A 22,717-nucleotide genomic window follows, 5' to 3' on the forward strand; every position below is an offset into this window, starting at 1 on the left:
CCCTGTTCGCCCGCTTCTCCTCCCGCCAGGAGGACTCGCCGCAGATGAAGATGATCGCCGCGCTGCGCAACCAGTTCGGCGGCCACGCCGTCGAGAAGAGTTGATCCACACCCCGGGTGTTCCGCACACCGGGTGACCCGGAGCTCTCAGCAGTCCGGGTGACCCGGTTGTCCACAGCCCGGGGAAAACCCGGGACGACCGGGGGAAAACCGAAGCACCACCACGTTGGGGGAGGTCGGCGAACGACCATGCACGTCACGCATCTGTCGCTGGCCGACTTCCGCTCGTACGCCCGGGTCGAGGTGCCGCTCGACCCGGGCGTCACCGCGTTCGTCGGCCCGAACGGCCAGGGGAAGACGAATCTGGTCGAGGCGGTCGGCTATCTCGCGACCCTCGGCAGCCACCGCGTCTCCTCGGACGCGCCCCTGGTTCGCATGGGCGCCGACCGCGCGATCATCAGGGCCAACGTCCGCCAGGGCGACCGGCAGCAGCTCGTCGAGCTGGAGCTGAACCCCGGGAAGGCCAACCGCGCCCGCATCAACAGGTCCTCGCAGGTCAGACCGCGTGACGTGCTGGGCATCGTACGTACGGTGCTCTTCGCGCCCGAGGATCTCGCGCTGGTCAAGGGCGACCCCGGGGAGCGGCGCCGCTTCCTGGACGAGCTGATCACCGCCCGCTCCCCGCGTATCGCCGGCGTCCGCTCCGACTACGACCGGGTGCTCAAGCAGCGCAACACCCTGCTGAAGTCGGCCGCGCTGGCCCGCCGGCACGGCGGCCGCACCATGGACCTCTCCACGCTCGACGTCTGGGACCAGCACCTCGCGCGCGTGGGCGCGGAACTGCTCGCCCAGCGCCTCGACCTGGTCGCCGCGCTCCAGCCGCTGGCCGACAAGGCGTACGAGCAGCTGGCCCCCGGCGGCGGCCCGATCATGCTCGAATACCGGCCCTCGTCGCCGGAGATCACCGGCCACGCGCGCGAGGAGCTGTACGAACAGCTGATGGCGGCCCTGGCCGAGGCCCGCAAGCAGGAGATCGAGCGCGGCGTCACGCTGGTGGGCCCGCACCGGGACGAGCTCCTCCTGAAGCTGGGGCAGCTGCCCGCCAAGGGGTACGCGTCGCACGGCGAGTCCTGGTCGTACGCGCTCGCGCTGCGGCTGGCCTCGTACGACCTGCTGCGGGCCGAGGGGAACGAGCCGGTGCTCGTCCTGGACGACGTCTTCGCCGAGCTGGACACCCGGCGCCGGGAGCGGCTGGCCGAGCTGGTCGCGCCGGGCGAGCAGGTGCTGGTGACGGCCGCGGTGGACGACGACGTACCGCACGTACTGACGGGGACGCGGTTCGCCGTGTCCGAGGGCTCCGTGGAGCGCGTATGACGGAAAACACATCCGGGGACGCCGGGCGGGGCGACGGGCCGAAGAAGGGCGCCGAGCCGTCCGGCGTCGACCTCGCGCGCGTGGCGCTGCGCGCCGCGAGGGAGCAGGCCCGCGCGCGTGGGGACGCCGCCCGGCAGAAGAAGCAGGCCCGGCGCGGCGGGGGCCTGCGCTCCGGGGCCCGCGCCGACGGGCGGGACCCGATGGCGCTCGGCGCCGCGATCAACCGGCTGCTGACCGAGCGCGGCTGGGAGGCACCGGCGGCGGTGGGCGGCGTGATGGGCCGCTGGCCGGAGATCGTCGGAGAGGACCTGGCCAAGCACTGTGTGCCGCAGAAGTACGACGAGGACGAGCGTGTACTGACCGTGAGCTGCGACTCGACGGCGTGGGCGACGCAGCTCCGGCTGCTGGCCCCGCAGCTCGTCGCCCGGCTGAACCAGGACCTCGGGCACGGCACGGTCCGGCTGATCAAGGTCCTCGGTCCCGGGGGCCCCGCCCGTCGTTTCGGCCCCTTGCGCGCCCCTGGGAGCACCGGTCCCGGGGACACCTACGGATGACCTGACTCGGCGGTAGCTAGGGGTTGACACCCGGAAGCGCTGAGTGCCGCTGTGAGCCTCTTGGAGCCCCGTTCCGCATATGGGGAGTCGGACGAGACCGATTGAGGGCGGCACATGCGGACTCAGGTACCGGCAAACCCCCATCACTGTCGGCGCTACCGGTAGACTGGAAGCTAATCCCGCCCCACTTGTGGGACACACCGAGCAACGCTGACTAAGGCTTACCAACGCAACACGCCGCAGCCGCTCCGGCCACCAGCCGGGAGCTTGGCTTGTGCTGTGCCAGAAAGGGCGCTTCGTGGCCGATTCCGGCAACCCCAACGAGAACATCCCGTCCACCGACGCCGGCGACAACGGCGAGGCCAAGACCTCGTACGACGCCAGCGCCATCACCGTCCTCGAGGGTCTGGACGCGGTCCGCAAGCGACCGGGCATGTACATCGGCTCGACCGGTGAGCGCGGCCTGCACCACCTCGTGTACGAGGTCGTCGACAACTCGGTCGACGAGGCGCTGGCCGGCCACGCGGACACGATCGAGGTCACGATCCTCGCCGACGGCGGCGTCCGCGTCGTCGACAACGGCCGTGGCATCCCGGTGGGCATCGTGCCCTCCGAGGGCAAGCCCGCCGTGGAGGTCGTGCTGACCGTGCTGCACGCGGGCGGCAAGTTCGGCGGCGGCGGGTATGCCGTCTCCGGCGGTCTGCACGGCGTAGGCGTCTCCGTCGTGAACGCGCTCTCCACGAAGGTCGCCGTCGAGGTCAGGACCGACGGCCACCGCTGGACGCAGGACTACAAGCTGGGTGTCCCGACGGCCCCGCTCGCCAAGCACGAGGCCATCGAGCAGACCGGTACGTCGGTCACCTTCTGGGCCGACGGCGACATCTTCGAGACCACGGACTACTCCTTCGAGACGCTCTCGCGGCGCTTCCAGGAGATGGCGTTCCTCAACAAGGGCTTGACGATCAAGCTCACCGACGAGCGTGAGTCGGCGAAGGCCGTCACCGGGGCGGACGAGGCGGGCGCCGACGAGAAGGACGAAGTCAAGACCGTCACGTACCACTACGAAGGCGGCATCGTCGACTTCGTGAAGTACCTGAACTCCCGCAAGGGAGAGGTCGTCCACCCCACCGTGATCGACATCGAGGCCGAGGACAAGGAGCGGCTGCTCTCCGTCGAGGTCGCGATGCAGTGGAACAACGGCTACAGCGAGGGCGTGTACTCCTTCGCCAACACCATCCACACCCACGAGGGCGGTACGCACGAGGAGGGCTTCCGCGCGGCGCTCACCGGTCTCATCAACCGGTACGCGCGCGACAAGAAGCTGCTGCGCGAGAAGGACGACAACCTCACGGGCGACGACATCCGCGAGGGTCTGACGGCGATCATCTCGGTCAAGCTCGGCGAGCCCCAGTTCGAGGGCCAGACCAAGACGAAGCTGGGCAACACGGAGGCCAAGACCTTCGTGCAGAAGGTGGTGCACGAGCACCTCACGGACTGGCTGGACCGCAATCCGAACGAAGCCTCGGACATCATCCGCAAGTCCATCCAGGCGGCCACCGCGCGCGTGGCGGCCCGCAAGGCCCGTGACCTGACACGGCGCAAGGGCCTTCTGGAGACGGCGTCCCTGCCGGGCAAGCTGTCCGACTGCCAGTCGAACGACCCCGACAAGTGCGAGATCTTCATCGTCGAGGGCGACTCCGCCGGCGGCTCGGCCAAGTCCGGCCGGAACCCGCAGTACCAGGCGATCCTCCCGATCCGGGGCAAGATCCTCAACGTCGAGAAGGCGCGGATCGACAAGATCCTTCAGAACCAGGAGATCCAGGCGCTGATCTCGGCCTTCGGCACCGGGGTCCACGAGGACTTCGACATCGAGAAGCTCCGCTACCACAAGATCATCCTGATGGCGGACGCCGACGTCGACGGCCAGCACATCAACACCCTGCTGCTGACCTTCCTGTTCCGCTTCATGCGGCCGCTGGTCGAGGCCGGGCACGTGTTCCTGTCGCGCCCCCCGCTCTACAAGATCAAGTGGGGCCGTGACGACTTCGAGTACGCGTACTCGGACCGCGAGCGCGACGCCCTGATCGAGCTCGGCCGGCAGAACGGCAAGCGGATCCGCGACGACTCCGTCCAGCGCTTCAAGGGTCTGGGCGAGATGAACGCCGAGGAGCTGCGCATCACGACGATGGACCAGGAGCACCGCGTCCTCGGCCAGGTCACGCTCGACGACGCCGCGCAGGCCGACGACCTCTTCTCCGTCCTCATGGGCGAGGACGTCGAGGCGCGCCGCGCGTTCATCCAGCGCAATGCCAAGGACGTCCGTTTCCTCGACATCTGAGTCGGTCTCAGCCACCTGACCGCGTCAGAAAGGATCTTCACCAGCAATGGCCGACGAGAACACCCCAGCCGTCCCCGAGGAAGAGGGCCTGACCCTGCGCGTCGAGCCCGTCGGGCTCGAGACGGAGATGCAGCGCTCCTACCTCGACTACGCGATGTCCGTCATCGTCTCGCGTGCGCTGCCGGACGTGCGGGACGGCCTCAAGCCCGTCCACCGCCGCGTCCTGTACGCCATGTACGACGGCGGCTACCGGCCCGAGAAGGGCTTCTACAAGTGCGCCCGCGTCGTCGGCGACGTCATGGGCAACTACCACCCGCACGGCGACTCCTCGATCTACGACGCGCTGGTCCGCCTGGCGCAGCCGTGGTCGATGCGGATGCCGCTGGTGGACTCCAACGGCAACTTCGGTTCCCCGGGCAACGACCCGGCGGCCGCCATGCGGTACACCGAGTGCAAGATGGCGCCGCTGTCCATGGAGATGGTCCGCGACATCGACGAGGAGACCGTCGACTTCACGGACAACTACGACGGCCGCTCCCAGGAGCCGACCGTCCTGCCGTCCCGCTTCCCGAACCTGCTGATCAACGGCTCGGCGGGCATCGCGGTCGGCATGGCGACCAACATCCCGCCGCACAACCTGCGCGAGGTCGCCGAGGGCGCGCAGTGGTACCTGGAGAACCCGGAGGCCTCCCACGAGGAGCTCCTGGACGCGCTGGTCGAGCGCATCAAGGGCCCCGACTTCCCGACCGGCGCCCTGGTGGTGGGCCGCAAGGGCATCGAGGAGGCGTACCGCACGGGGCGCGGCTCCATCACGATGCGCGCGGTCGTCGAGGTCGAGGAGATCCAGAACCGCCAGTGCCTGGTGGTCACCGAGCTGCCCTACCAGGTCAACCCGGACAACCTGGCGCAGAAGATCGCCGACCTGGTGAAGGACGGCAAGGTCGGCGGTATCGCGGACGTCCGCGACGAGACGTCGTCCCGTACGGGTCAGCGCCTGGTCATCGTGCTCAAGCGGGACGCGGTCGCCAAGGTCGTCCTGAACAACCTGTACAAGCACACCGACCTCCAGACCAACTTCGGCGCCAACATGCTGGCGCTGGTCGACGGCGTGCCGCGCACCCTCTCCCTGGACGCGTTCATCCGGCACTGGGTGGCGCACCAGATCGAGGTCATCGTCCGCCGTACGCGCTTCCGGCTGCGCAAGGCCGAGGAGCGGGCGCACATCCTGCGCGGCCTGCTGAAGGCCCTGGACGCCATCGACGAGGTCATCGCGCTGATCCGGCGCAGCGACACCGTCGAGATCGCGCGCGAGGGCCTGATGGGCCTGCTGGAGATCGACGAGATCCAGGCCAACGCCATCCTCGAGATGCAGCTGCGCCGGCTGGCCGCCCTGGAGCGTCAGAAGATCGTCTCGGAGCACGACGAGCTCCAGGCGAGGATTCGCGAGTACAACGCGATCCTCGCCTCGCCCGAGCGCCAGCGCGGCATCATCAGCGAGGAACTGGCCGCGATCGTCGACAAGTTCGGCGAGGACCGCCGCTCCGCGCTGGTGCCCTTCGACGGTGACATGTCCATCGAGGACCTGATCGCCGAAGAGGACATCGTCGTCACGATCACCCGCGGCGGCTACATCAAGCGCACCAAGACCGAGGACTACCGCTCGCAGAAGCGCGGCGGCAAGGGCGTACGCGGTACGAAGCTGAAGCAGGACGACATCGTCGACCACTTCTTCGTCTCCACCACGCACCACTGGCTGCTCTTCTTCACCAACAAGGGCCGCGTCTACCGGGCGAAGGCGTACGAACTCCCGGACGCCGGCCGGGACGCGCGCGGGCAGCACGTGGCGAACCTGCTGGCCTTCCAGCCGGACGAGGCCATCGCGGAGATCCTGGCGATCCGCGACTACGAGGCCGCGCCCTACCTGGTGCTCGCCACCAAGGGCGGTCTGGTCAAGAAGACGTCCCTGAAGGACTACGACTCCCCGCGCTCCGGCGGTGTCATCGCCATCAACCTCCGTGAGACGGAGGACGGTTCCGATGACGAACTGATCGGAGCCGAGCTGGTGTCGGCCGAGGACGATCTGCTGCTGATCAGCAAGAAGGCCCAGTCGATCAGGTTCACGGCCACGGATGAGGCCCTGCGACCGATGGGCCGTGCCACCTCGGGCGTCAAGGGCATGAGTTTCCGTGAAGGCGACCAGCTGCTCTCGATGAATGTTGTTCGACCCGGTACGTTCGTGTTCACTGCCACGGACGGCGGGTACGCCAAGCGGACCGCCGTCGACGAGTACCGAGTCCAGGGTCGCGGTGGCCTGGGAATCAAGGCCGCCAAGATCGTCGAGGACCGCGGTTCGCTCGTCGGCGCGCTGGTGGTCGAGGAGACCGACGAGATCCTCGCCATCACGCTGTCGGGTGGTGTGATTCGTACGCGAGTCAACGAGGTCAGGGAGACGGGCCGTGACACCATGGGCGTCCAACTGATCAACCTGGGCAAGCGCGATGCCGTGGTCGGTATCGCTCGTAACGCCGAGGCCGGTCGCGAAGCGGAGGAAGTCGACGGCGCGGGCGCCGACGACGAGACTTCCGACGGCGTCGCGGCCGCCGGAACGGACGAGGGCGGGCAGTCCTCGGCCGAGTAGCGCGAGGAGTGAGTCATCGTGAGCGGAGCCACGGGCGCCGGGGCCGCTGGTACGGAAACGGCCGGTGAGGATACGGACGGCGGCCGTGGCTCCGCCACGGATGCGACCGACTCCCATGACTCTCATGGATCCCAGGGGGGAACTGTGACGGACACCCGAGGTCCGCAGGCCCAGAGTTACGCGGCCGGAGCGGGCCCGGCGGCCCAGGCACCACCGGCACCGGCCGCGCAGGCCGGTTCGGCGCTGCCGGGCGAACGGCAGCCGCAGCAGCCGGCCGGGCCTTACCACCCGCCGCAGGCGTACCAGCCCGCACCGGCGGGCGTGACGCGCCGGCCGCGGACCGGCGCCCGCACCACGCCGCGCACCCGCAAGGCGCGCCTGCGCGTCGCCAAGGCCGACCCGTGGTCGGTGATGAAGGTCAGCTTCCTGCTCTCCATCGCGCTCGGCATCTGCACGATCGTGGCCTCCGCGGTGCTGTGGATGGTCATGGACGCGATGGGCGTCTTCTCGACCGTCGGCGGCACGATCTCCGAGGCCACGGGCTCGAACGAGTCCAACGGCTTTGACCTGCAGTCCTTCCTGTCGCTGCCGCACGTGCTGATGTTCACGGCGATCATCGCGGTCATCGACGTCGTCCTCGCCACGGCGCTGGCGACGCTCGGCGCCTTCATCTACAACCTCTCCGCGGGCTTCGTCGGCGGTGTCGAGCTGACCCTCGCCGAGGACGAGTAGCGGCCACCGGCCGCCGTCGTACGCGCTGAGCCCGGACGCCTGTCCGGGCTCGCCCCGCATACCGCGGATACCGATTTTGGGACTGACCGCGTCGTGCGCTAATCTTCAGAGGTCAGCGCGCGGGACACACACCGCAGAGCGCGGCGGGGCTATAGCTCAGTTGGTTAGAGCGCATCCCTGATAAGGATGAGGCCACAGGTTCAAATCCTGTTAGCCCCACAGTGCAGTACGAAGACCCCCGGTCCATATCGACCGGGGGTCTTCGGCATTCCGGGGGCCTCGCCTGTGGATGTGCCGTCCTTGCCTGTGGACGTGCGAAAGGCCCGGCGACTCGGGGAGTCGCCGGGCCTTTTCGCTGCCCTGTGTGGCTTTGTACGCAAGTTCGCCGCTACGTCAGGGTGGGAGGGTTGAGGCAAAGCCCCGGGATCAGCGCTGGAGGGGCGTGAGGACTTCCGGGTCGGCCTCGTCAGTGGTGCGGGAGTCGTCGCAAGGGGCGGCCGCCTCGGCCGACGTGTCGTCGGAGGGCGGACGGTGCCGGCAGCTCGGTGAGGAACCGTGGGCCTCGGCGCGGATGCGCTGCTTCATCGTCGGGGGGAGGGACCGGCTGTAGGACCAGGACCAGTAGGGCGTCGTCTGCGCCGGGAGACTCGCGCCGCTGTCGCGGCTGCTGTCGCTGTCGCTGCTGCTGTTGCGCGGGGTCTCGGTCTGCGGTACCGGCGAGGCCGAGGCGGTCGTGATGAGTCCCAGCGCCGTGCACAGCGCGAGGAAGGCGGTGACGATGGTGGTCCACAGCGTCATGACCTTGTTCTGGGCCATGGTCCCTCACTTTCGGGTCGGGCGATTTGCGTACTTTCCTCATGATGTGTATGTGGGCCGGGAAGTGGTGGACCGACGCCCCTCGCGCGTCGATGTTCAGATCAACACCACCCGGATGGGTGCAGGAAGCCCGAAAAGTAGGGAAGCGGACCGGAAAGTCACAGTGTGTGATGAGTGATAACCGTCCGAAAAGGAGACCGGGACCTGTCCGTACTGGGCCGAACCGGCCGGGAGTTGAGGGCCGACGCAGGTCACCGATCGGTATCGGTCGGTGTGTATAGTCGGGCGCCAGAAGTCCCCTACGTCAAGGAAAGACGAGGTCGCGCGGTGAAGAAGCTTCTCCTGGTCGCACTGGCCGCCATCGGCGGGCTCCTCGTGTACCGCCAGATCCAGGCGGATCGCGCCGAGCAGGATCTGTGGACGGAGGCGACCGACTCCGTGCCCACGGGTTCGTGAGGATCGACACCAGTCTCAGAACAGGCCCCGACCGCCTCAGCGGTCGGGGTTTTGTGTTGCCGCGGCTCTGTCGGCGGCGCGGCGGGACGTCTCCGGGACGTCTCCGGGGCGGCGCGGCAGGCCGGGTGCCGGGACGGGTGCCGGGATCTTCTAGGTAGCCATTTCGGCCGCTCGTGCGCAGAGGGCGGGCGCCGCGGGGGCGGGCGGGGCAGGATGGGCCACGACCCGGGGCTACGACGAGGGGTGGCGCGTGTGGGGCGGCGCACGGTCCTGAAGGAGCGGCAGCGGCACGGCGGGGGACGGCGGCCGGCGCCGACGGTACTGGCGGTGCTGACAGTGCTGACAACGCTGTGCGCGGCGGCGGCAGCGGGCGAGGCGGCGGCCGTGCCGGTACGGGGTCCCGGGGCCGTGCCGGTACGGGTCCCGGAGGCCGACACTCCGCGGCCGTACGCCTTCTCCGAGGACGCCGGGACGGTCGCCGGAGCCGACGGGACCACGGAGGCCGTACGGCTGGAGGCGGGCAGCGAGTACCGCAGCGCCATCAAGAAGGACGGGAAGCTCTACTACCGGCTCGATCTGGACGGCACCTCCAACGCGTACGTCTCCGCCACGGCCGTCCCCAGGGCGGGTACGGAGGTCACCTCCGCGGACGGCATCAAGGTGTCCGTGCAGAACGCCGACGGTTCCACCTGCTCGTCCGAGGCCGCGCACATCGGCCCGACCCAGAGCCCGCACCCCGTCGCGGCCTGGGCGTCCCGGGAGATCGGCCACAACACGTACGCGTGCCAGGAGGCCGGCACGTACTACCTCGTCGTCGAGCGCAGCTCCACGCCCAGCTCCCCGTCCGGCACCTGGGACCTGGAGCTGGACTACGTGTCGGAGCCGCCGCTGCGCACCGGCGGGTCGACCACCGCGCCCGAGACCTGGGACTCCGCCTCGCCCGAGGTCCTTCAGGGGGACGCCACGAGCCGCGCGGGCGGTGCGGGCTTCGGCGAGGCCGCCGCGCTCGGGCAGGGGGTCTGGAAGGCCGGGATCGAACCCGGGCAGACGCTTTTCTACAAGGTGCCCGTCGACTGGGGCCAGCAGCTCTACACGACCGCCGAGCTGGGCGGCTCCGGCAGCGGCAACGGCTACGTCGGCACGGCCCTGGCAATGGCGCTCTACAACCCCGTACGCGGTCACGTCGACGACGTGGGTTCCGGCTACGACGGCAGTCAGCGGGCCGCGTCGCTGCCCGCGCTGCCGCCCGTCGACTACGGCAACCGGTTCTCGATCAACGGCCGGACCAGCGGGATGCGATTCGCCGGCGCGTACTACCTGGTGGTGCACCTCAGTGAGCGGGTCGCCGAGAAGTTCGGCGAAGGGCCGTTCGGACTGACCCTGCGGGTCCGGGTGAGCGGCGACGCGGAGGACGGGCCCGCGTACGCGGGGGGCACGGAGCCGCGCGGGGCGTTCGAGGTGACGGCCGAGGAGCGCGCCGAGGCGGAGCAGGGGGCGACGGGTGACACGGCGCGGGCTCCGGCGGGCGGTGCGGCGGGGAGCGCGGGGGACGGTGGCGGCGGTACCGGTGGCAGTGACGAAGCCACAGGTCAGGGGGATCCCGCCATGAAGGTGGTCGCCGTGGCCGGGATCGGCTCGGGGACGGTGCTGGTGCTCACGCTGTGGGTGTGGCGGGCCGTCGCGCGACGGCGGGTGCGGTCCGTGCGGACGACGGCGGGGCACTGACGGGCAGGTTCCCGGGGGTCAGATCCGGGTCAGGGCCCAGAAGCCGACCGCGAAGCAGAGGAGCGCCAGGAGCAGGACGGGGACGGCCACTTTCGCGGGTGGTCCGGGGCGCCTGGTGCGGTGCCGCGCGCTGGCCTGCCGCGGCGGCGGCGCGATCTGCGGAGCCGGTGCGGTGTACGCGCCGGTCAGGGTGGACGCTTGCTGCGGCAGCGGGGTGGCGGGCGCTGTCGGCGTGGGCTGATGGGGGGAGGCGACGTGCGTCAGGACGAAGGCCGGCGCCTGTACGTGCGTCGGCCTGGCCGGGGGAGTCGACGGCTGGGGCTGCGGCGGGGGCAGGTGGAAACTTCCGGTGTCCGACATGGTGGGCGGCCGCGGTGCCGTGGTGTCGGGGGCTGCCTCGGTGTCCTCAGGGGCCGTGGGGTGGGGTACGTGGCTGATCTGGGACTGCGTGGAGAAGGCGTCCCTGGTGGGGCGCGGGGGGATGCCGCCGTGGAGGCCTTGCGCGGGTGGTGCCCCGGTGTGCGGGTGTCCCGTCCCGTTCTGGGCGCCGGGCGGGGCGGGAGCGGTGTCAGGACGGGGCGGGAAGGCGCCGTCGGCGGGGTACGGGGGGACGGCGCCAGTGCTGGTGCCGACGGAAGGCGGCAGCGCATCGGAACCGGGGCGTGGCGGAACGGTTCCGCTCCCGGTCGGAGGCGGTGGCGTGCCGTGGGTCCCGGGAGGCAGGTGCGCGGCGTCGGTCCCGGGCGGTGCGGACACCGGCCCCGCGTCAGGCGGTGCGGACAGCGGGCCCGCCGCGGGGAGGGGCGGTACGGGGCCCATCCCGGGCGGCGCGGACACCGGACCGGCGGGTACGGGACCGGCGGGTGCAGGTCCGGTGGGTACGGGACCGGCGGGTACGGGACCGGCGGGTGCAGGTCCGGTGGGTACGGGACCGGCGGGTGCAGGTCCGATGGATACAGGACCGGCGGGTACGGGACCGGTCGTCGGCGGGTCTGTGGGCGCGGGACCAGCAGCCGTCGGTCCTCCAGGCGCCGACCCGGTGACCGCTGAACCGGCAGCTCCTGAACCGGCAGCCTCCGAACTGGCAGCCGTCGCCCCGTCGGGCGTTCGCCCAGCGGGCGTCGGAGCGCCGACTGCACCGCCCTGGAGCGGCCCCGTCCCAAGGGCCGTTCCAAGAGCCGTACCAGGGGCCGTCCCGGGGACCGGAGGAGTCCGCCCGCTGCCGGACGGATGCGGAGCGGTCCCCGCCCCGTGCGGACCGGTCCCCGCCCCCTGCGGCGGCAACGCGCCGTCCGCACGGGGGCCGGACTGTTCGAGGCCCGGGGCGTCCTTGAGCGGCCCCCGCGGCCCGTACCCGTCCGGCAGGGGGCCGACCTGGTCGAAGACCTCGACCGGCTCGACGTCGGGTCCGGGCTCGGGCAGGAGCTCGGCGGCGGCCGCGAGCGCCTTGCGCGCCCCCGTGGCGGTGCGGAACCTGGCGTCCGGGTCCGGCTGGAGCAGCGTGGCCACGACCTGCCACAGCGGCTCGGGGATGCTCTGGGGCGCCCCCGGCGTGCCGTGGGCCGCGAAGTACTCGATGAGGGCCTTGGCGTCCGGTTTGGCGCCCTCGAGGAGGTACAGGGCGACGAGGCCGACGGCGAAAAGGTCGGAGGGGAAGTCCGGTTCGGCGCCCAGCATTTGTTCGGGTGCCAGGTAACCCGGCGTCCCCACCACGTAGTTCGTCTCCGTCAGCCGGGGCTCGCCGAGCCGCATCGCGATGCCGAAGTCGGACAGGCGCAGCCGCGGACGGGCCGCGCCGGTGGCCTCCAGCAGGACGTTGGCGGGTTTGATGTCGCGGTGCACGACGCCTTCCGCGTGCACCGCGGCGAGCCCCGAGAGGAGCTGGTCGAGCAGCGTGCAGACGAACGGGACGGGCAGCGGGCCGTAGTCGTTGACGAGATGGACCAGCGATCCGCCGGCCACCAGGTCCATGGTGAACAGGACCTTGTCGTCGTCGGCGGCCCAGCTGGCGGGCGCCAGCACATGGGGATGGTCGATGCGCAGCGCCTGCTCGCGCACGAAACGCAGCAGGGAGTGCGCGTCGCTCTGCTGGAGGACCTTGGCGGCCACGTACCGGCGCCGCCGGTGGTCCCAGGCGCGCCAGACCGCGCCGACTCCCCCACGTCCGACCGGGTCGACCAGTTCGTACCGGCCGGCGAAGACCTCACCCATGCTCGTGCCTCGCTCCCCCTTCGGCGGTCGGCCGGGCGGCCTCGTACGTGGCGCCCGGCGCGCTGGAACGCGGAGAGCGCCTGCGTACCGGGGCGCTCTCCGGTGCCCTGCTGCCCCGGCTGCCGGGCGGCTTCGTGCTGCGCCTGCCTGCTGTGTCCGCCTCTTCGAGGTGCCCGGCTGCCTGCCTCCCGGTGGCCGGAAGACCCGACAGGACGTCGTCGGCGGGGTGCCCGGCGGGGCCGGGCCGCTGCTCAGTTCTGGTGGGCCTGGTAGTGCGCCACCGCGTCGGAGGTGCGGCCCGCGCCGTACACCCGGAGGAACTCTGCCAGTTCCGGGTGGGTCGGGGCGAGGGTGTCCGCCGCTTCTATGATGTCGCCGGCGGCGGCCACCGAGCGCAGCAGCGACTGGATCTCACGGACCACGCGCTTGACCGTCGGGGCGCCCGAACTGGTCGTCGACTGCGTGGTGTTGCTGAGCACCGAGCCTCCCTGGGACTTCTTGATCTCTTCCATCCGCTCGGTCGCCTCGGCCGCGCTGACGCTGCCGTCCGCGACCTGCCCCGCCAGGTCCTGGAGGAGCTGGACGCGCTGAACCACCGCCGGATTACCGATCTTGGCGCGCTGGCCGCTCATGAGCTGCGACAGCATCGGCGCCGACAGACCCAGCACTCCGGCGAGACGTGCCTGGTTGAGACCCAGATCGTCGATGAGCCTGCGGAAGAGTGCCCCCAGTGGCTCCCCGTACCAGTTCCGCTGTAGCTCCCTGGCTCTGGCAGTTGCTTCCTGCTGTGCGGCGTCCATTGCGTCTCCCCATCGCTTCCCCAAGTACGGCGGTTCGCTGTCGCGAACCACGTCGAGCATCTTACGGAGAGTGGTCGTCCTCGGGGACCCCCAATCTTTTTGCGGAATCCCGGGGGTGACCCGGTACTCTGGTCTGCGGCGCCCGCCGGTACGAGATCCCGCCGGCCGGACGTCCCTCTTGAGGGGCCTTAGCTCAGTTGGTAGAGCGCTGTCTTTGCATGGCAGATGTCAGGGGTTCGACTCCCCTAGGCTCCACACACCGGACCGGCCGGACGCCCACCGCGGCGACTGGCCGGTTTTTGTATGCCCTCTCTTCTCCGGCGTCGGGGCGCCGTGCAGAGGTACTCGGACGCGTCGCCGGTGACCTGCGTCACGAGTGAGGCTTTGCTTTGGTTGCATTCCTTTGTGCAAACAGTTGCGGTCCGGCGCACTCCCGTGATCTCCGTGCGGATCGTCCGTGTGATGTGCGGATTCTCATGTCCGTGAAGGAGTCCATGTGGGAGGGGATGCGTACAGGGGCCGGTAACCGGGGCAATGCGCTCCGTTAAGGGGGTTGTGGTGGAGGTTGTGCGTACGGGGCATTGCAAACGTCATCGCGGGTGACTGCTGTAAACCCGGGGCGCGGGGCGGTGTTCCACGTGAAACAACGCCGTCGAATGGACGGCGTTGAGGGAAGAGACGGAAACGCCGTGGGGCAGAAGACCCGTCAAGTCTTCTGCCCCACGGCGCCGTTGAGGCCGGCCCGATGGCCGGATCAGCGATGTCCGATCAGCAGGATCCGCTCAGCGGAGATCCGATGAGCGGGATCCGCCCGGTGTCCGGATCGGCGGTATTCGCCCGCCGGCCGGATCAGCGGCGTTCGTCCTGCTCCGCTGACTCCTCCTCGGCCTGCTTGGCCTGGACCTCGGGGTCGAGTACGGACTGGCCGCCACCGTCGACCGACGTGAGACGGCTGGTCTCCGGGACCTCGGTGGCGGCGGGCGGCTCGACCAGCCAGTCCGGGTTGGCCTGCTTGTCCCACCACTTCCAGGCGGCGAAGGCGCCGCCCGCCAGGAGGCCGATGACGGCCAGTCCCTTGACCGCACGGCCGACCCTGGCCCGCCGCTCCCGCTTGCGGACCAGCTTCTGGATCTGCTGGGGTGACACCTGGCCGCGCAGCGCCGCCAGCGCGGCGACTCCTCGCGCCGCCGCCTCCTCGCGGACGGGCCCTGCCGCGGCCACGGCCTGGTCGATCCTCGGCTTCGAGTACTCGGCCGCCTGCCGGGCCGCCTTGCGCGTACGGGCGGCGGCGTCGTGGGCGGCCTGGTCGACCTTCGGCGGGACATGGGAACGGGCCTGGTCCACACGCGGTGCGAGATGGGCCGCGTACTGGACGCGCGCCTGCTCGGTCGCCTGGGACACCTTCGGCGCGAGCCGTACGCGTGCCTCGTGTGCGTAGTGCGCAGCCTTGTCCTTGGCCGTGTCGGCGTAGGGCGCCACCACTTCCGCGGCGTGCAGCACGCTGTCCTTTGCCGAGCCGGTCGCGGCGCGCACGCTGTCGATGCGGGTCACGGGTCTCCTCCTCCTCGGTGGCGTACGGTATTTCACCTTTCCGCCCTTATCGGGATCATGCCTGTCAGTGGTGCTCGGGGCATGCGTGGGCGGGCATCCGGGTCATGGCGGCCGGCCCCGGACGGGGTCCGAAGCGGAAGCCGGTCAGGGGGCGTGCAAGCGGCTGACAGGCGACGATCGGGTCCAATAGGGCATGAACAGGGGGGAACGGGAGCTTGTCGACGACAATGCCACGGATCCCCGCGGCGCGCCCCTGTCCGCGAGTACTCGACCGGTTTTCTCCAGACGTCACCTCGCACGTGTGCCCGGGAACCGTGGCGGAATGCCACGCGGCGGAGGGACCGGAACCACCGGAACGGTGGCGGCGGCAGACGCGCGTGCCGGTCCGTGCGAGGATCGGGGGGTCAGAGTAGGCAACGGAAGGCAGATCGTGGCTGAGCAGCTTTACGCCACCCTGAAGACCAACCAAGGCGACATCGAAGTCCGGCTTCTGCCGAACCACGCGCCCAAGACGGTCCGGAACTTCGTCGAGCTCGCCAAGGGCGAGCGTGAGTGGGTCAACCCGGCAACCGGTGAGAAGTCCACGGACAAGCTCTACGACGGCACGGTCTTCCACCGGGTGATCAGCGGGTTCATGATCCAGGGCGGTGACCCGCTGGGCAACGGCACCGGCGGCCCGGGCTACCAGTTCGAGGACGAGTTCCACCCGGACCTCGCCTTCGACAAGCCGTACTTGCTGGCCATGGCGAACGCCGGGCCGGGCACCAACGGCTCGCAGTTCTTCGTCACCGTCGCGCCGACGGCCTGGCTGACCCGCAAGCACACCATCTTCGGTGAGGTCACCGACGGGGCGAGCCAGAAGGTCGTGGACGCCATCGCGTCGGCCCAGACGAACCCGCGCACGGACCGTCCGGTCAGCGACGTCGTCATCGAGTCGGTCGTCATCGAGACCCGCGAGGGCTGAGCCCACCGGGTCTCCGTGACCCGCGAGGGCCGAGCCCCGACGGGTCCCGCAGGGAACCAAACGCCCCGCTCATCCGTAAGGACGGGCGGGGCGGTGCGTTGCGCACAGGGTCCGCGGAGTCCGCGCGGACCGCTGCCTGCCCGGCGCGCGGCCGTCGTACGTCAACGCTGAGGGGACCCGGATGGACCAGGCGCCAGGCAGCCCGCAGGGACCGCACGACCAGGGACCGCAGGGCGCGCAGACCCCGCCCACCTGCTACCGGCACCCCGACCGGGAGACCGGCATCCGCTGCACCCGCTGCGAGCGTCCGATCTGCCCCGACTGCATGGTCAGCGCCTCGGTGGGGTTCCAGTGCCCGGAGTGCGTGCGCGAGGGCTCCGGTACGGGGCACGCGCCGGCGGCGAGCCGGCCCCGCACCCTCGCGGGCGGCACCCTCACCGCCGACCCGCGGCTGGTCACGAAGATCCTGATCGGCGTCAATCTCGCCGTCTTCCTGGTCCAGCTGGCCGTCGGCGACCGCTTCACCGACCGCTTCGAACTCGTCGGCCGGGCGATCGTGACGCCGATGGGCCCGCTGGAGGGCGTCGCGGAGGGCCAGTGGTACCGGCTGGTGACGTCGATGTTCCTGCACCTGCCCAGCAGTTTCTTCCACATCCTGTTCAACATGCTGAGCCTGTGGTGGATCGGTGGCCCGCTGGAGGCCGCGCTCGGCCGCGCCCGCTACCTCACGCTCTACTTCGTCTCGGGTCTCGCGGGCAGCGCCCTGACCTATCTGCTCGCCGAACCGGGGCAGGCCACGCTCGGGGCGTCCGGGGCGATCTTCGGTCTCTTCGGCGCGACGGCCGTCCTGCTGCGGCGCCTCAACTACGACATGCGCCCGGTGCTCGCCCTGCTGGCGATCAACCTGATCTTCACCTTCGGCGGCTGGGGCAACATCGCGTGGCAGGCCCACATCGGCGGTCTGGTCGCGGGCGTGGTCGTGGGCTACGCGATGGTCCACGCGCCGCGGGAGCGCCGGACCGTGATCCAGTACGGAGTGAGTGCTCTGGTGCTGGTGGCCGTGGTCGTAGTCACGCTGGTGAGGACCGCGCAGCTCACCTGAGCGACCGTGAACCGGTGTGTTGTCCACAGACTGTGGTCGATCTTGTGCACGCAGTGCGGGAACAACTGTGCCCCCTGTCGCTCACCCGAGTTTCCGCAGGTGAGGCAGGGGGCGAACAGGTTTCCGCATCCCGGTAGGCCAGTCACACCGGCGTCAACCCCGGCTGGGTTATCCACAGATCGTCGTTCTTTTTCCCCACTGTGGAAAACGGCTGTGGATAACCTGCCCGAGGCCGCTCTACTTCCACTGGGTGGAGACGCCGAATCCCGCCGCGATGAAGCCGAAGCCGACAACGATGTTCCAGTTGCCCAGAGCTTCGACCGGCAGCGAGCCGTCCGTCACATAGAAGACGACGATCCAGGCGAGGCCGATGAGAAACATGGCCAGCATGACCGGTGCGACCCAGCCGCGGCTGTTCAGCTTGATGGCCGTCGTCTGCTTCGACGGCGGCGGCGTGTAGTCGGCCTTCTTGCGGATACGTGACTTCGGCACGAGGGTCTCTCCTGTCGATGCGCTGCGTGGCCGCGCAGTGAACTGGGGCGGGGCGGGCTCGGGGGCAGCGTACAAGGGGACTCTGAGCGCTCCCCCGGGCGTCCGTTAGCGTAGTGCTTCCGCGGCGCTTAAGGAGATAAGGGTACGTTGAGCAATTCTGCCGACTCCCCCGGGACCGGTTCCAGCCCCGTCCGCGCACGCCGTTTCCGGCCCGTGCGGGTGCTCACCGTGGGCGTCTTCGCCCTGGCCGGCCTGATTTTCTTCACGAGCTTCAATACGGCCAAGGGAACCAATATCCGTACGGATACCTCCTTGCTGAAGCTTTCCGACCTGATTCAGGAACGCAGCCACAAGAACGGCGAACTCGATGAATCCAACGGCTCCCTGAGGGACGACGTCGAGGCACTCGCCGAACGGGACGACGGCCGCACCGAGGCCGAGGACGACAAGCTGAAGGCGCTGGAGAAGAAGGCGGGCACGCAGAGACTCAAGGGCGAGGCCGTCACGGTCACGCTCGACGACGCCCCGCCGAACGCCACCGCCAAGCTGCCCGGCTACCCCGAGCCCCAGCCCGACTACCTGGTCATCCACCAGCAGGACCTCCAGGCCGTGGTCAACGCGCTCTGGCAGGGCGGTGCCGGGGGCATCAAGGTGATGGACCAGCGGTTGATATCCACCAGCGCCGTGCGCTGCGTCGGCAACACCCTGATCCTCCAGGGCCGCGTCTACTCGCCGCCGTACAAGATCACCGCGGTGGGAGACCCGGAGACGTTGCAGAAGGCCCTGGCGGAGTCGCCCGCGATCCAGAACTACATGGTGTACGTCAACGTCTACGGGCTCGGCTGGAAAGTCGAGGAGGACGGGACGGTGACTCTTCCCGGCTACTCGGGCACAGTGAACCTCCACTACGCGCAGCCCGTCGAGTAAGGCGCGAGCAAGCTGTCCCTGGGGGTCCCCGTGTCGGTGCGAACGGTGCGAACGGCCATCTCGGTGCGGACGGTCGTCAGGACGATCAGCGAGCTGTGCATCACCGTCGGCACCGTGATCGTGCTCTTCGTCGTCTACGTGCTGTTCTGGACGGGCGTGAAGGCCGACGACGTCATGGGCCAGCAGATCGACAAGCTGGAGGACCGGTGGTCCCGGGAGGCGATGCAGCCGACTCCCGCCCCGTCGGGATCGCCTGCGGCCGGTGACGGCACCGGCTCCGGATCGTCGCCCACGGGCCGCGCGCCGACCGGCGTCCCGGAACCCGAGCCGTACGTGAACGGCGAGCCCTTCGCGATCATGTACATCCCGCGCCTCGGTTTCACGTGGAACAAGCCCGTCCTCGAAGGCACCGGTGTCGGCACCCTGAAGAAGGGCCTCGGCCACTACACCCGCACCGGGCAGCTCGGGCAGCAGGGGAATTTCGCGGTCGCGGGCCACCGCCGCACCTACGGGGACCCGTTCAAGGACTTCCCCAGGCTGCGCAAGGGAGACGCGGTGGTGCTCACCGACGGCACGACCTGGTTCACGTACCGGATCGATACGAAGCCGTACCGGACGCTGCCCGGGGACGTCGCGGTCATCGACCCCGTACCGGAGAAGTCCGGCTACACGCGTGCGGGCCGCTATCTGACGCTGACCACGTGTGATCCGGAGTGGGGGCACAGTCACCGGCTGATCGTCTGGGCGCACCTGGATTCCACCCAGCCTGTGGAGGCCGGGAAACCGGAAGCGCTCCGCCGTTAGTCTGGTGCGGTGACGGCGTGAGTCCGGTGGTGCAGGACGTGACTCTGGGGCCGTGGTGCTACGGAAGGGACGGCATGTACGGCTGGATCTGGCGGCATCTGCCGGGGAACGCATGGGTGCGCGCGCTGATCGCGCTCGTCCTGGTCCTCGCGGTGGTCTACGTGCTGTTCCAGTACGTCTTCCCGTGGGCCGAACCGCTGCTGCCCTTCAACGATGTGACGGTGAACGACCAGTGAGCGCCCGGATCCTCGTCGTCGACAACTACGACAGCTTCGTCTTCAACCTGGTCCAGTACCTGTACCAGCTCGGCGCCGAGTGCGAGGTGGTGCGCAACGACGAGGTGTCGACCGTGCATGCCCAGGACGGCTTCGACGGGGTGCTGCTCTCACCGGGCCCCGGCGCCCCCGAGCAGGCCGGCGTCTGCATCGACATGGTCCGGCACTGCGCCGCGACCGGCGTCCCCGTCTTCGGCGTCTGCCTCGGCATGCAGTCGATGCAGGTCGCGTACGGCGGAGTGGTGGACCGCGCGCCGGAGCTGCTGCACGGCAAGACCTCCCTCGTCGAGCACGAGGGCCGCGGCGTCTTCGCGGGCCTGCCGTCCCCGTTCACGGCCACCCGCTACCACTCGCTGGCCGCCGAACCCCCGACCGTACCGGCCGAGCTCGAGGTCACGGCCCGTACGCACGACGGGATCATCATGGGCCTCAGACACCGCGAACTGCCGGTCGAGGGTGTGCAGTTCCACCCCGAGTCGGTGCTCACCGAGCACGGGCACCTGATGCTGGCCAACTGGCTGGCGGAGTGCGGCGACGCGGGCGCGGTGGCGAGGTCGGCGGGGCTCGCCCCGGTGGTGGGCAGGGCCACGGCGTGACCGCGCTGCGCCCCGAGCGCGACAGCGCCCCCTACGGCGGCGAGGCCGCCTACGGGGGTGCCGAGGCGTTCGAGGGCGGCATGCGACAGGACGGCGCCCGGGGGGACGGCGGCGCGTTCGAGGCGGCCGTCGACCGGCTCGCCGACCCGCTGACGGACCCCCTCCCGGCGCAGCGGCCCGGAGCCGCGCCCCAGGAGGACTGGTACGACCCCACCGGCTATCCCCACGGCACCCAGGACGCCCAGAGCACCCACGCCACCCAGGACACCCACGACTGGTACGGAGCCGCCCCGCAGGCCCCGCAGGCCCCGCAGACCCGGCAGACCCGGCGAGCGCCGCAGTCGTATCAGCCGGCGCAGACGCCGTCCCGGCCGGCCGACGACGAGACGGTGGCCCTGCGGGTCGACGGCGAGGCGCTGACGGCCCGCGGCGGCGACGCCCCCGGCGGCGTGCGCGGCGGCGCGCACGGCAGCGACGAGACGGTGGCGCTGCGGGTGGCGGACGTACGGCGCGGGACCGGGGCGCACCGCGGTTCCGCAGAGGCTCCTGGGACGGCCGGAGCCGCCGGGGACGCGGGAGGCGCCGCAGGCGGGTCCATATCCGCCGCTGGAGGGCGCGCGGCACGCCGCCGGGCCGCTGCCCGCCGGGGACGGCGCGGAGCCCCGCAGACGGCCGCGGAGACCCCTTCCGAAGGCTCCGCACCGGCCGCGCCCGGCTCCCGCATGGAGGCGAGACGCGCGGCGCGGGCGCAGCGGCCCGGCGCGGGCGTCCTCGTGAGCCGGGCGGTCGGTGAACTGTTCATCACCACCGGCGTCCTGATGCTGCTGTTCGTGACCTACCAGCTCTGGTGGTCCAACGTCCGGGCGCACCAGCAGGCGGGCAGCGCCGCGCACCACCTCCAGGAGGACTGGGCGAGCGGCAAGCGCAAGCCCGGGGTGTTCGAGCCGGGGCAGGGCTTCGCCATCCTGCACATCCCGAAACTGGACGTGGTCACCCCGATCGCCGAGGGCATCAGCAAGACCAAGGTCCTCGACCGCGGCATGGTCGGGCACTACGGCGAGGACAGTGTGCCGACCGCGATGCCGGACGCCAAGACGGGCAACTTCGGGATCGCCGGACACCGCAACACCCACGGCGAGCCCTTCCGGTACATCAACCGCCTCCAGCCCGGCGATCCGATCGTCGTGGAGACCCAGGACACGTACTACGTCTACGAGATGACGTCGATCCTGCCGGTGACGTCGCCGTCCAACACCAGTGTCCTGAACGCGATTCCACAGGGGTCGGGTTTCACCAAGGCGGGCCGTTACATCACACTGACCACGTGTACGCCGGAATTCACCAGCAAGTACCGGATGATCGTCTGGGGCAAGATGGTCGAGGAACGGCCGCGCAGCAAGGGCAAACCGGACGCGCTCGTCGACTAGGCACCCGTCGGGCAGGCGGGCACGGACGGGTTTCCCGGCGCTTTCGGAATCACTCCGGGCCCAAGACGCCCGGGACGTACCAGACGGGGAAGATGCACAGTGGCAGCGAGGACGGACCACGACGAGCGCGCCGACGCCGGCGACCGGGCCGAGGCCGGGGGGACCGCGCCGCGACGCCGGGGCTCCGGCCGGCTCGCGCTGGCCGTCAGCGTCTTCGGTGAACTCCTCATCACCGCGGGCCTGGTGCTCGGGCTGTTCGTCGTCTACTCGCTGTGGTGGACGAACGTCGTGGCCGACCGCGCGGCGGACAAGCAGGGCGACAAGGTCCGCGACCACTGGTCCGAGGACGGCCCCGGCAGCCTGGACACCAAGAACGGCATCGGCTTCCTGCACGTGCCGTCGATGAAGAACGGCGAGGTGCTGGTCGAGAAGGGCACCTCGACCAAGATCCTCAACGGCGGTGTCGCCGGGTACTACACGGACCCCGTGAAGTCGGCGCTCCCGCAGGACAGGACGGGCAACTTCTCGCTGGCCGCCCACCGCGACGGACACGGCGCCAAGTTCCACAACATCGACAAGGTCAGGAAGGGCGACGCGATCGTCTTCGAGACCAAGGACGACTGGTACGTCTACAAGGTCTTCTCGGTCCTGCCGGAGACCTCCAAGTACAACGTGAAGGTCCTCTCGGCGGTCCCGAAGGAGTCCGGCAGGAAGAAGGCCGGCCGCTACATCACCCTGACGACCTGCACGCCCGTCTTCACCTCCCGCTACCGCTATGTCGTCTGGGGCGAGCTGGAGCGGGTGGAGAAGGTCGACAGCGACCGCACGCCCCCGAAGGAACTGCGCTAGCCGACGCCTACGGGGCCACCGCCGGACCCCGCATACGCTCGCACGGACACAACGCCTACGCCGAAGCCCCGGCCCCCTCTGCGGGGT

At 70.2% G+C, this 22,717-nt stretch carries 20 protein-coding genes, 2 tRNA genes and 1 pseudogene; 18 read left to right on the top strand and 5 right to left on the bottom strand.

Annotated elements, in window-relative coordinates; genetic code table 11:
• The 7 genes and pseudogenes from ACFV6E_RS04930 to ACFV6E_RS04960 form a co-directional block, all read left to right on the top strand.
• Nucleotides 1-104, top strand: a pseudogene (locus ACFV6E_RS04930) (6-phosphogluconate dehydrogenase); the annotation flags it as partial.
• 144 nt (nt 105-248) lie between these two features.
• Entirely contained in the window at nt 249-1,373 is a 1,125-nt protein-coding gene (recF, locus tag ACFV6E_RS04935; protein WP_385163418.1) for a DNA replication/repair protein RecF, read from the top strand.
• Nucleotides 1,370-1,927 (top strand): DUF721 domain-containing protein, encoded by a 558-nt coding sequence (locus tag ACFV6E_RS04940; RefSeq protein ID WP_385459437.1) that lies wholly within the window; start codon nt 1,370-1,372, stop codon nt 1,925-1,927. Before recF ends, ACFV6E_RS04940 begins: the two co-directional genes overlap by 4 nt.
• A 274-nt stretch (nt 1,928-2,201) precedes the next feature.
• The gene (gene gyrB, locus ACFV6E_RS04945; RefSeq protein WP_385163412.1) at nt 2,202-4,265 is read left to right on the top strand and encodes a DNA topoisomerase (ATP-hydrolyzing) subunit B; all 2,064 of its coding nucleotides are present in this window, start codon (nt 2,202-2,204) and stop codon (nt 4,263-4,265) included.
• A 46-nt stretch (nt 4,266-4,311) separates the two neighbouring features.
• Nucleotides 4,312-6,903 (top strand): DNA gyrase subunit A, encoded by a 2,592-nt coding sequence (gene gyrA / locus ACFV6E_RS04950; RefSeq protein WP_385163409.1) that lies wholly within the window; start codon nt 4,312-4,314, stop codon nt 6,901-6,903.
• An 18-nt stretch (nt 6,904-6,921) separates the two neighbouring features.
• Nucleotides 6,922-7,635 carry a DUF3566 domain-containing protein gene (locus ACFV6E_RS04955; protein ID WP_385163406.1) on the top strand — a complete coding sequence of 238 codons (714 nt, stop codon included), beginning with the start codon at nt 6,922-6,924 and terminating at the stop codon, nt 7,633-7,635.
• Nucleotides 7,636-7,780: 145 nt separating this feature from the next.
• Nucleotides 7,781-7,854, top strand: a tRNA-Ile gene (locus tag ACFV6E_RS04960).
• Between the two features lie 207 nt (nt 7,855-8,061).
• Here the strand turns inward: ACFV6E_RS04960 and ACFV6E_RS04965 are convergent.
• Entirely contained in the window at nt 8,062-8,451 is a 390-nt protein-coding gene (locus tag ACFV6E_RS04965; protein ID WP_385163403.1) for a DUF6344 domain-containing protein, read from the bottom strand.
• A gap of 327 nt (nt 8,452-8,778) precedes the next feature.
• On the opposite strand from ACFV6E_RS04965, the gene ACFV6E_RS04970 reads away from it, so the two are divergent.
• Together ACFV6E_RS04970 and ACFV6E_RS04975 are read left to right on the top strand one after the other, a co-directional pair.
• Entirely contained in the window at nt 8,779-8,907 is a 129-nt protein-coding gene (locus ACFV6E_RS04970) for a DLW-39 family protein (protein ID WP_003999697.1), read from the top strand.
• A 327-nt stretch (nt 8,908-9,234) separates the two neighbouring features.
• Entirely contained in the window at nt 9,235-10,632 is a 1,398-nt protein-coding gene (locus ACFV6E_RS04975; protein WP_385459439.1) for a hypothetical protein, read from the top strand.
• Nucleotides 10,633-10,650: 18 nt separating this feature from the next.
• On the opposite strand, the gene ACFV6E_RS04980 is transcribed toward ACFV6E_RS04975, so the two are convergent.
• Nucleotides 10,651-12,843, bottom strand: coding sequence for a protein kinase (locus ACFV6E_RS04980; protein ID WP_385163398.1), 2,193 nt, complete (start codon nt 12,841-12,843; stop codon nt 10,651-10,653).
• Between the two features lie 251 nt (nt 12,844-13,094).
• Entirely contained in the window at nt 13,095-13,643 is a 549-nt protein-coding gene (locus tag ACFV6E_RS04985) for a helix-turn-helix domain-containing protein (protein WP_385163396.1), read from the bottom strand.
• Nucleotides 13,644-13,825: 182 nt separating this feature from the next.
• On the opposite strand from ACFV6E_RS04985, the gene ACFV6E_RS04990 reads away from it, so the two are divergent.
• A tRNA-Ala gene (locus ACFV6E_RS04990) sits at nt 13,826-13,898 on the top strand.
• Nucleotides 13,899-14,492: 594 nt separating this feature from the next.
• Here the strand turns inward: ACFV6E_RS04990 and ACFV6E_RS04995 are convergent.
• Entirely contained in the window at nt 14,493-15,194 is a 702-nt protein-coding gene (locus tag ACFV6E_RS04995) for a DUF5324 family protein (protein WP_385163393.1), read from the bottom strand.
• A gap of 430 nt (nt 15,195-15,624) precedes the next feature.
• Here ACFV6E_RS04995 and ACFV6E_RS05000 point away from each other — a divergent pair, with 430 nt between their 5' ends.
• Complete coding sequence (locus ACFV6E_RS05000; RefSeq protein WP_385459441.1) at nt 15,625-16,158, top strand: peptidylprolyl isomerase; 534 nt, start codon at nt 15,625-15,627, stop codon at nt 16,156-16,158.
• Nucleotides 16,159-16,339: 181 nt separating this feature from the next.
• Nucleotides 16,340-17,260: a rhomboid family intramembrane serine protease gene (locus ACFV6E_RS05005; RefSeq protein WP_385163387.1), complete on the top strand. Its 921-nt coding sequence runs from the start codon at nt 16,340-16,342 to the stop codon at nt 17,258-17,260.
• A gap of 237 nt (nt 17,261-17,497) precedes the next feature.
• Here the strand turns inward: ACFV6E_RS05005 and crgA are convergent, their stop codons facing one another.
• Nucleotides 17,498-17,752: a cell division protein CrgA gene (gene crgA / locus ACFV6E_RS05010; RefSeq protein WP_385163385.1), complete on the bottom strand. Its 255-nt coding sequence runs from the start codon at nt 17,750-17,752 to the stop codon at nt 17,498-17,500.
• A gap of 147 nt (nt 17,753-17,899) precedes the next feature.
• Here crgA and ACFV6E_RS05015 point away from each other — a divergent pair, with 147 nt between their 5' ends.
• The 6 genes from ACFV6E_RS05015 (at nt 17,900) to ACFV6E_RS05040 (ending at nt 22,630) form a co-directional block, all read left to right on the top strand.
• Nucleotides 17,900-18,679: a DUF881 domain-containing protein gene (locus ACFV6E_RS05015; RefSeq protein WP_385459443.1), complete on the top strand. Its 780-nt coding sequence runs from the start codon at nt 17,900-17,902 to the stop codon at nt 18,677-18,679.
• A gap of 63 nt (nt 18,680-18,742) precedes the next feature.
• Nucleotides 18,743-19,483 carry a class E sortase gene (locus ACFV6E_RS05020; protein ID WP_385163433.1) on the top strand — a complete coding sequence of 247 codons (741 nt, stop codon included), beginning with the start codon at nt 18,743-18,745 and terminating at the stop codon, nt 19,481-19,483.
• A gap of 38 nt (nt 19,484-19,521) precedes the next feature.
• The gene (locus tag ACFV6E_RS05025) at nt 19,522-19,719 is read left to right on the top strand and encodes a hypothetical protein (protein ID WP_385163436.1); all 198 of its coding nucleotides are present in this window, start codon (nt 19,522-19,524) and stop codon (nt 19,717-19,719) included.
• Nucleotides 19,716-20,354, top strand: coding sequence for an aminodeoxychorismate/anthranilate synthase component II (locus ACFV6E_RS05030; RefSeq protein ID WP_385163378.1), 639 nt, complete (start codon nt 19,716-19,718; stop codon nt 20,352-20,354). The genes ACFV6E_RS05025 and ACFV6E_RS05030 overlap by 4 nt, the downstream gene beginning before the upstream one ends.
• Nucleotides 20,351-21,781, top strand: a complete 1,431-nt coding sequence (locus ACFV6E_RS05035; RefSeq protein WP_385163375.1) for a class E sortase — start codon at nt 20,351-20,353, stop codon at nt 21,779-21,781. The genes ACFV6E_RS05030 and ACFV6E_RS05035 overlap by 4 nt, the downstream gene beginning before the upstream one ends.
• A 99-nt stretch (nt 21,782-21,880) precedes the next feature.
• Entirely contained in the window at nt 21,881-22,630 is a 750-nt protein-coding gene (locus ACFV6E_RS05040; protein WP_385459445.1) for a class E sortase, read from the top strand.
• The last annotated feature ends 87 nt before the right edge of the window (nt 22,631-22,717 follow it).

This window comes from Streptomyces sp. NPDC059785, assembly GCF_042732375.1.
Classification (GTDB): Bacteria; Actinomycetota; Actinomycetes; order Streptomycetales; family Streptomycetaceae; genus Streptomyces.